This is a genomic window from Dermacoccus sp. UBA1591 (assembly GCF_002322065.1).
Taxonomy (GTDB): domain Bacteria; phylum Actinomycetota; class Actinomycetes; order Actinomycetales; family Dermatophilaceae; genus Dermacoccus; species Dermacoccus nishinomiyaensis.
Map to the genome: position 1 here is coordinate 1 of NZ_DCNR01000048.1, position 7,668 is coordinate 7,668.

The 7,668-nt window shown below is 70.2% G+C and carries 10 protein-coding genes; 7 read left to right on the forward strand and 3 right to left on the reverse strand.

Annotated elements, in window-relative coordinates:
* Positions 1-665, reverse strand: a 665-nt coding sequence (locus B2284_RS05285) for a 2,3,4,5-tetrahydropyridine-2,6-dicarboxylate N-succinyltransferase (protein ID WP_286697270.1), incomplete at its 3' end; no start/stop codon positions are given.
* A 153-nt stretch (positions 666-818) separates the two neighbouring features.
* Between B2284_RS05285 and dapE the strand changes: the two genes are divergently transcribed.
* Genes dapE through B2284_RS05305 form a run of 4 tightly spaced genes read left to right on the forward strand, consistent with a single transcriptional unit; the run spans position 819 to position 3,926 of the window.
* Positions 819-1,889 (forward strand): succinyl-diaminopimelate desuccinylase, encoded by a 1,071-nt coding sequence (gene dapE / locus B2284_RS05290; RefSeq protein WP_038567246.1) that lies wholly within the window; start codon positions 819-821, stop codon positions 1,887-1,889.
* Complete coding sequence (locus tag B2284_RS05295) at positions 1,889-2,785, forward strand: LOG family protein (protein ID WP_240742540.1); 897 nt, start codon at positions 1,889-1,891, stop codon at positions 2,783-2,785. The genes dapE and B2284_RS05295 overlap by 1 nt, the downstream gene beginning before the upstream one ends.
* Positions 2,786-2,796: 11 nt before the next feature.
* Complete coding sequence (locus B2284_RS05300; RefSeq protein ID WP_006947425.1) at positions 2,797-3,336, forward strand: DivIVA domain-containing protein; 540 nt, start codon at positions 2,797-2,799, stop codon at positions 3,334-3,336.
* Positions 3,333-3,926 carry a DNA-3-methyladenine glycosylase I gene (locus B2284_RS05305; protein ID WP_074046219.1) on the forward strand — a complete coding sequence of 198 codons (594 nt, stop codon included), beginning with the start codon at positions 3,333-3,335 and terminating at the stop codon, positions 3,924-3,926. Before B2284_RS05300 ends, B2284_RS05305 begins: the two co-directional genes overlap by 4 nt.
* 295 nt (positions 3,927-4,221) lie before the next feature.
* On the opposite strand, the gene B2284_RS05310 is transcribed toward B2284_RS05305, so the two are convergent.
* Positions 4,222-5,010, reverse strand: coding sequence for an enoyl-CoA hydratase-related protein (locus B2284_RS05310; RefSeq protein ID WP_040015157.1), 789 nt, complete (start codon positions 5,008-5,010; stop codon positions 4,222-4,224).
* 198 nt (positions 5,011-5,208) lie between these two features.
* Here B2284_RS05310 and B2284_RS05315 point away from each other — a divergent pair, with 198 nt between their 5' ends.
* On the forward strand, positions 5,209-5,376 hold the full coding sequence (locus B2284_RS05315; protein WP_006947428.1) for a DUF3117 domain-containing protein: 168 nt from the start codon (positions 5,209-5,211) through the stop codon (positions 5,374-5,376).
* Between the two features lie 226 nt (positions 5,377-5,602).
* Here B2284_RS05315 and B2284_RS05320 read toward each other — a convergent pair whose 3' ends face one another.
* Positions 5,603-6,235, reverse strand: a complete 633-nt coding sequence (locus tag B2284_RS05320) for an O-methyltransferase (protein ID WP_038567255.1) — start codon at positions 6,233-6,235, stop codon at positions 5,603-5,605.
* Positions 6,236-6,609: 374 nt separating this feature from the next.
* Here B2284_RS05320 and sigE point away from each other — a divergent pair, with 374 nt between their 5' ends.
* Together sigE and B2284_RS05330 are read left to right on the forward strand one after the other, a co-directional pair.
* Positions 6,610-7,293, forward strand: a complete 684-nt coding sequence (gene sigE / locus B2284_RS05325; protein WP_006947438.1) for an RNA polymerase sigma factor SigE — start codon at positions 6,610-6,612, stop codon at positions 7,291-7,293.
* Positions 7,290-7,668 (forward strand): hypothetical protein (locus B2284_RS05330; RefSeq protein WP_349676087.1); only part of this gene is annotated, 379 nt, incomplete at its 3' end. The genes sigE and B2284_RS05330, both read left to right, overlap by 4 nt.

Sequence of the window (7,668 nt, forward strand, 5' to 3'; positions counted from 1 at the left end):
TGCGTGCCGCCGCCCGACAGGGTGCCCATGATCGAGGCGCCGCCGCCGATGTCGGAGCCGTCGCCGACGATGACGCCCTGCGTGATACGCCCCTCGACCATGGAGTGCCCGAGCGTGCCGGCGTTGAAGTTGACGAAACCCTCCTGCATGACGGTCGTGCCCTCGGCGAGGTGGGCGCCGAGACGCACGCGGTCGGCGTCGGCGACGCGGACACCGCTGGGCGTGACGTAGTCGGTCATGCGCGGGAACTTGTCGATGCTGAAGACGCTGACGGGGCCGCGCTGACGCAGAGACGCGCGCGTCATCTCGAAGTCGTCGACGGCGCACGGGCCGAAGTTCGTCCACACCACGTTGGCGAGCCGGCCGAAGATGCCGTCGAGGTTGATGGTGTTCGGCAGCACGAGGCGGTGGCTGAGCAGATGCAGTCGCAGGTACGCGTCGGGGGCGTCGTCCGGGGCGGCGTCGAGGTCGATGACGGTGCGCACGACCTTCGTCGTCACCTTGCGCGCGTCGTCCTTCGTCTCGAGGGCGGTGAGCGCGGACGGAGCCTTGGTGGCGTCGTCAGGCGTGCCGAGTGCGGGGGAGGGGTACCACGTGTCGAGCGTGGTGCCGTCGGCGGTCACGGTGGCGAGGCCGTAGCCCCAGGCGGTGCGTGCATCAGTCATGCCGCCCAGGCTACCGAGGGGTTCGCGGCTGTGGGTGGGCTCGTCCGGGTGGCGGGCCGACCCGTCTGCGATTCGCTGACACATTCGCTCCCCGGGCGATGGACGTTCGTCTCCCGTGCCACGGTTGTCGGCGCCGGGTCATAGGGTGTGGGCATGGCTTCTCTGGACCTGACGCAGGACGTCGTCGCGCTCACCGAATCGGTGTGCAACATCGAGTCGGTCTCCCTCGATGAGAGGAACCTCGCCGACGCGATCGAGGCCGAGCTCGCGACGCTCGACCACCTCGACGTCGTGCGCGACGGCAACACGATCGTCGCCCGCACGAACCTGGGGCGTGACGAACGCATCGTCCTCGCCGGCCACATCGACACGGTGCCGCTGACGAAGGATCCCGCCAACCTGCCCGTCAAGCGTGTCGGCGGCAAGCTGCACGGGCGCGGCACGACCGACATGAAGGGCGGGGTGGCCGTCCAGCTCAAGATCGCCAAAGAACTGACGGATCCGAACCGCGACATCACCTTCGTCTTCTACGAGGGCGAGGAGATCGAGGATCAGTACAACGGTCTCGGGCGCATTGCGCGCACCCGACCGGAGCTGCTCGAGGGGGCCGCGTTCGCCGTTCTGCTCGAGCCGACCAACGGCGGTATCGAGGGCGGCTGCAAGGGGACGCTGAGGGTTCACGTGCGCACCAAGGGAATCGCCGCCCACTCGGCGCGGCCCTGGAAGGGTGACAACGCCATCCACAAGGCTGCCGACATCCTCAACCGGTTGCGTGAGTACGAACCGCAGACGGTCACCGTCGACGGTCTCGACTACCACGAGGGCCTCAACGCGGTGAACATCTCCGGCGGCATCGCGGGCAACGTCATCCCCGACGCGTGCACGGTGACGGTGAACTACCGCTTCGCGCCCGACAAGAGCGCCGAGGACGCGCTCGCGTACGTCACGACGTTCTTCGATGGTTTCGACATCGAGTGCGACGATCTCGCCGGGGGCGCCCGTCCCGGCCTCGACCGCCCGGCGGCGAAGGCGTTCGTCGACGCGCTCGGCCTGCCTGTTGTCGCGAAGGAGGGGTGGACGGACGTCGCGCGCTTCTCCGCCGTCGGCGTGCCCGCGGTCAACTTCGGCCCCGGGGACCCGAACGTCGCCCACATGGACGACGAGTGGTGCCCCGAGGATCAGATCGTCACCGCACTCGAGCTGCTCAAGGGATGGCTGGCCTGATGGCGCACCACGACGACGAGCGCGACGCGCGTAGCGCCCGCGGGGGCGACGAGATGGTCGACGTCGCCTCGCAGCCCGGCCCGGTTGCCGATTCGGGTCTCGCGGCCCGCCGTGACGAGGCAGAACGCCGCAAGGCCGGCCCCGAGCACGACTACCACAAGGGTGCCGTCACGCTGCGTGGCAAGCACGTGCCGCGCACGACGACCGACCAGCGACTGCTCGACTCGAACTTCGAGGCGGACTGGGTCCACACCGACCCATGGCGCGTCATGCGTATCCAGGCCGAGTTCGTCGAGGGCTTCGGCGCGCTCGCCGAGCTGGGGCCCGCCATCAGCGTGTTCGGCTCGGCGCGGCTCAAGTCCGAGCATCCGGCGTACGCCGTGGGCGAGCAGGTGGGGCGCGCCCTGGTCAAGGAGGGCTTCGCCGTCGTCACCGGCGGGGGCCCGGGCGCGATGGAGGCCGCGAACAAGGGCGCCTTCGAGTCAGGCGGCACGTCCGTCGGGCTCGGCATCGAACTGCCCTTCGAGACGGGGCTCAACCGCTTCGTCAACCTCGGCGTGAACTTCCGCTACTTCTTCGTGCGCAAGACGGTGTTCGTCAAGTACACGCAGGGCGCCATCGTGCTGCCGGGCGGTGTGGGGACGCTTGACGAGATGTTCGAGGCGATCACGCTCGTGCAGACGCAGAAGGTGACGCACTACCCGATCGTGCTCGTCGGCACCGCGTTCTGGAGCCCGCTGCGCGAATGGTTGCGCGCGACGGTGCTCGCCGAGGGCATGATCTCCGAGCGCGACGTCGACCGCATGGTCATCGTCGACACCGCAGAAGAAGCCATCGCGTTCATCCGTGACGCTCACCGCGCCGCTCGCGCGGGCGAGCGTCCCGTCGAGGCCTGAGGAGCACCATCATGATGATCGTCCTCATCGTCGTCCTGATCGTCATCATCGGGGCGCTCGTCGCGGTTCTCGCCGGACGCATCGGCGTCGACTCGATGTCGGGCCCGAGCAGCACGTCATCGTTCGAGTTGCCGCCCGGCCCCCTGGGCGCACAGGGCGTGGACGCCGTTCGTTTCGACCAGGCACTGCGCGGGTACAACATGGGTCAGGTCGACGCGGTGCTCGACCGCCTGTTCGAAGAGATCGGTGAGTTGGAATCGCAGCTCGGCGAGAAGCCCGACGGTGCGCGCGCCACGACGGCTCGCCCTGACGCCGTGGCCGACGCGGAGGGTGCGTCTCGTAGCCGCCCGGCCGGTGACGAGGCGGCCGAGATCGTCCAGTTCCGGCGTCGCGGGCGCCGCTCGCTCGGGCACGAGCGCGAGGACGAGGCGTCTGAGACCGCGGCGCGCGAGGCCGTGGCGCTCGACAAGGGCGATGAGCCAGTTGGCAGTGATGAGCCGGGAGGCCGGCACGCGGCGTCGCGGGAGTCGTCGAGCGACCGCCACGCATGAGCCTGCTCATCGTCGGTGACGACGGTGTCGCCCGCTGCGCATGGGCCACGAGCGCACCAGATTACGTCGCCTACCACGACGACGAATGGGGGCGACGGGTGCGCGGTGAGCGGGAACTGTTCGAGCGGCTGACGCTCGAGTCGTTCCAGTCGGGGTTGTCCTGGCTGACGATCCTGCGCAAGCGTGAGGCGTTCCGGGCGGCCTTCGTCGGGTTCGAGCCGGATGCCGTGGCGGCGCTCGGGGCTGCCGATGTCGAGCGGTTGATGGGCGATGCCTCGATCGTGCGTAATCGCCGCAAGATCGAGGCTGCGGTGATGAACGCGCGCGCCGTCGTCGAGCTGCGTGCCGACGGTGGGCTCGAGGCGCTCATCGACACCTTCCCGCCTGCGGCGCACGAGCGCCCGACGACCGTGGCGGACGTCGTCGGGTCGTCGGACGAGTCGACCGCGCTCGCGAAAGAACTGAAACGGCGCGGCTTCGCGCACGTCGGACCCACGACCTGCTACTCGCTCATGCAGGCGTGCGGGTACGTCAACGACCACGCAGCAGGGTGTGTTGCCGGCGACGCCATCGAACGTCTGGCGGGGTGAGGTGGAGGCGCCCGGTGCCCGGCGCCGTCGGCGGGTCGGGCGTGACGGCTGCGTCGTTGGCGTGATCCCTCCGAGCATCACGTTGACGGCGGGGGTGCGCGCCGAACGCAGGCAATCTGTGCCGTGCCACCTAGGGACCGTCGCTCGGCACCCCCTCGGCACCCCAAACTACCGGCGGGGACGACCGTCAGACACAGGGTGCCCTTCGCGCGGCTCTGGGAGCCCCAGCCTGCGAACGGAGGGAGCGACGGGCCGCCGTCGCCGTACGCGAATGTGGACGAACATCGCCGATGGGTCAGCGGCCCTCGAAGGTCGGGGGCTGCTTGGTGAGGAAGGCGTCGACGGCGCGTCGGTGATCGTCGCTCGATCCCGTGCGGATCATGAGCGGCTCCTCGTGGGCCAACGACTCCACCAGCGAGTGGTTCGACGCGAATTCGAGCGCATCGCGCATCGCGGCGTAGGCGAGGGTCGGGCCGGCCGCGAGTCGGGCCGCCCATGACTGCGCTGCGGCGAGGGCGTCGTCCTCGATGCGGTTGACCAGGCCGATGCGCAGGGCCTCGTCGGCGTCGATCGTCCGCGCATCGAAGAGCAGTTCGCGCGCGCGGGCCGAGCCGACGAGTCGCTGCAGGCTCCAGCTCGCGCCCGTGTCGCAGCTGAGCCCGATGCCCGCGAACGCCGTCGTGAACTTGGCCGTGGGCGCGGCGATCCGGAAGTCGGCCAGCATCGCGAGCGACAACCCGGCGCCTGCCGCAACGCCGTTGACGGCGGCGATGACGGGCTTCGGCATCTGCGCGAGCGTCGTCGCGATCGGGTTGTAGTAGCGCGACACCGACTCGAACGGGCCCTTCGACCCCGCACCGAGCTGCTCGGCGTGCTCACGCAGATCCTGGCCGACGCAGAATCCGCGCCCGGCCCCCGTCAGGACGAGGGCTCGGATCGACGCATCGTCGGCGACCTGCCTGACGGCGGCGAGCAGCGCGGTCTTGCTCGTGTCGGTCAGTGAGTTGAGCGAGTCGGGGCGGTCGAGCGTGACGGTGGCGACGCCGTCGCTCACGTCGACGAGAACCTCAGAGGTGGCAGACATGGTGACGAGTTTCACACATGGATTTCGTCTGCCTGGCAGGACGCGCAATAATGGTGGGTAACAAGCTGATCGACGAGCACACCGGCCCCCTTGCGAGAGCGGGGAGTCGTGTTCGGCGCGACGGAGGATCGCGGCACGCTTCGACGATGTGGCAGAACCTAGCGCGCCGTGTGGCGCGTTCTCGAAAGGGGTCAACCCATGGCAGCGATGAAGCCGCGGACCGGTGACGGTCCCCTTGAGGTCGCGAAGGAAGGCCGCAGCATCCTGCTGCGCATGCCGCTCGAAGGCGGCGGACGTCTCGTCGTCGAGATGAACGCCGACGAGGCCAAGGCCCTCGGCGCCGCGATCACCGACTGCGTCGGCTGACGCGTTCGTCACGCACCGCTCGAAACAGGCGCCTCATCCCTCCGGGGATGAGGCGCCTGTTCGCGTCGTGCCAGCGCCGGCGGCTGGGTGGCAGCGCGACAGGCAGCCGCGCTGTGTGCCGCCACTCCTGTTTGCGCAACTCGTGGCCGAGGGTGAGCAGGCGGGCGACAGCGCTTGGCGCGCCTCGTGCCCGCGCAACTCGTCGCAGAGGGCGCGCAGGCCGGCGTCAGCGTTTGACGCAGACGAGGAGGCCGTCGCCGACGGGCAGGAGCGTCGTGAGCAGGTCGTCACGTTCGCGCAGCTCCTTGCCGAGGGCGCGCAGACGCTTCGTCGTCTCGTCGCGCACCGCGGGGTCGGCGACGCGGTCATGCCACAGCATGTTGTCGAGGACGATGACGCCGCCGCGCCGCACGAGACGCAGCGCCTGCTCGACGTACGCGGGGTATTCGTCCTTCTCACCGTCGACGAGGACGAGGTCGTAGGCGGCATCCGCAAGGCGCGGCAGCACCGTCAGGGCGCTGCCGGAGATGATGCGGGTGCGCTGGGGCGGGTAACCCGCGCGCTGGTACGCCGCGCGGGCGGCGCGCTGGTGTTCCATGCTGATGTCGATCGTGGTGAGCACCCCGTCAGCCGGCATGCCGTCGAGCAGCCACAGCCCGGACGAACCGGCGCCCGTGCCGATCTCGACGACGGTGCGCGCCGCCGTCGACGCCGCGAGCATGCGCAGGGCAGCGCCCGCGGCGCTCGTCACCGGGGTGGCGCCGAGGTGCTCGCCCTGGATGCGGGCAGCCTCGATGTGCTGGGGCTCGTCGGCGAAATCCTCGGCGTACGCCCAGCTCGCGGGCTTGAAACTGGTCATGGGGGACATCCTAGGGGCGCTCGCAGCCCCACCCGATCCGTGGGTCGGCACGCGGCTGTGCGCCGATGGCGGCTCCAGGCCCAGTGCAGCCGACTCTGCGCGCAGTGCGGCGCCAGCCCCTGTGCAGCCCACTGTGCGCGGATGACGGCCGTCGAGCTCCGCGGCCCGAGGCGCTCGACGTCTCAGCAGCAGGGCAGCGTTCGGAATGCGCGACAAGAATGCAGCATCCGCAATGGGCCCCACGAATTCTGAACGCAACTGGGCCTCAGCCGCACGAGGCGGCCAGCCGGCGGGTCCCTCAGCAAGTCCACAGGCATGCCGGGGATAATGAATGCTCGCGGCGCGCCAGCGCCGAGATGCGGTCGGGAGGACCCATGTCGATGTCGAACCCCCGGGGCGCAGTTGCCGACCCCGTTCACCCCGTCAACACGCGCTCGCGTGTGCATGTCGCCGAGCAGGCGCCGCCTGGCTGGCAGCCGCCGACGTGGGAGGAGATCGTCACCGAGCACAGTGCGCGCGTCTACCGACTCGCCTACCGCCTCACCGGCAACGTCCACGACGCAGAGGACCTGACGCACGACGTCTTCGTGCGCGTGTTCAATTCGCTCGGTTCGTACCGTCCCGGCACCTTCGAGGGCTGGCTGCACCGCATCACGACGAACATGTTCCTCGATCGCATGCGCCGCAAGCAGCGCATCCGCTTCGACGCCCTGGCCGACGACGCCGACGGCCGGCTGCCCTCCGGAGCGGCCGGGCCCGAGCAGGTCGTCCTCGACGCGCAGTTGGACGACGACGTGCAGCGCGCGCTCGACGCGCTGGCCCCCGACTTCCGCGCGGCGGTCGTGCTGTGCGACATCGAGGGCCTCACGTACGAGGAGATCGCCCAGACTCTCGGACTGAAGCTCGGCACGGTGCGTTCACGCATCCACCGCGGCCGGGCCGCCCTGCGCGAGTCGCTCGCGCATCGCTCGCCCGCCGCTCGTGAGGCGCGACGTCGTAGCGTCGTCCAGGCCGCGAAGGAGGGGCTCACGCGACGCCCGGCCGTGGGGCTCACGTGATCCGCCGGTATCGCTCGGGGCACCTGGGCGAAGCCATCGACCTGTACGTCGACGGCAGACTCGACGCGGTGTCGATGCGGTGCGCGGCGCGCCACCTGCTCGTGTGCTCGGTGTGCCGCCGTGACGTCGACGCGGAACGCGCCATCGTTCGTGAGGTGCGCGCGGTGCCCGTCGACCCCGACCGTCATGCTTCCCTCGTCGCAGGGCTGCTCGCTCTGGCGCCGGAGTGCGCGTCGCGGCCGCCGTCAGCGGCGCCTGGCTCCTGCGCCGACGAGGCCATGGTGCTGGAGGCGGCGCCCCACCGCGCTGCGGCTGGTTCCCGGGAGGACGAGATCGCGTGGCAGGATGCCACGCGCCAGCACCCGGCAGCGCGCC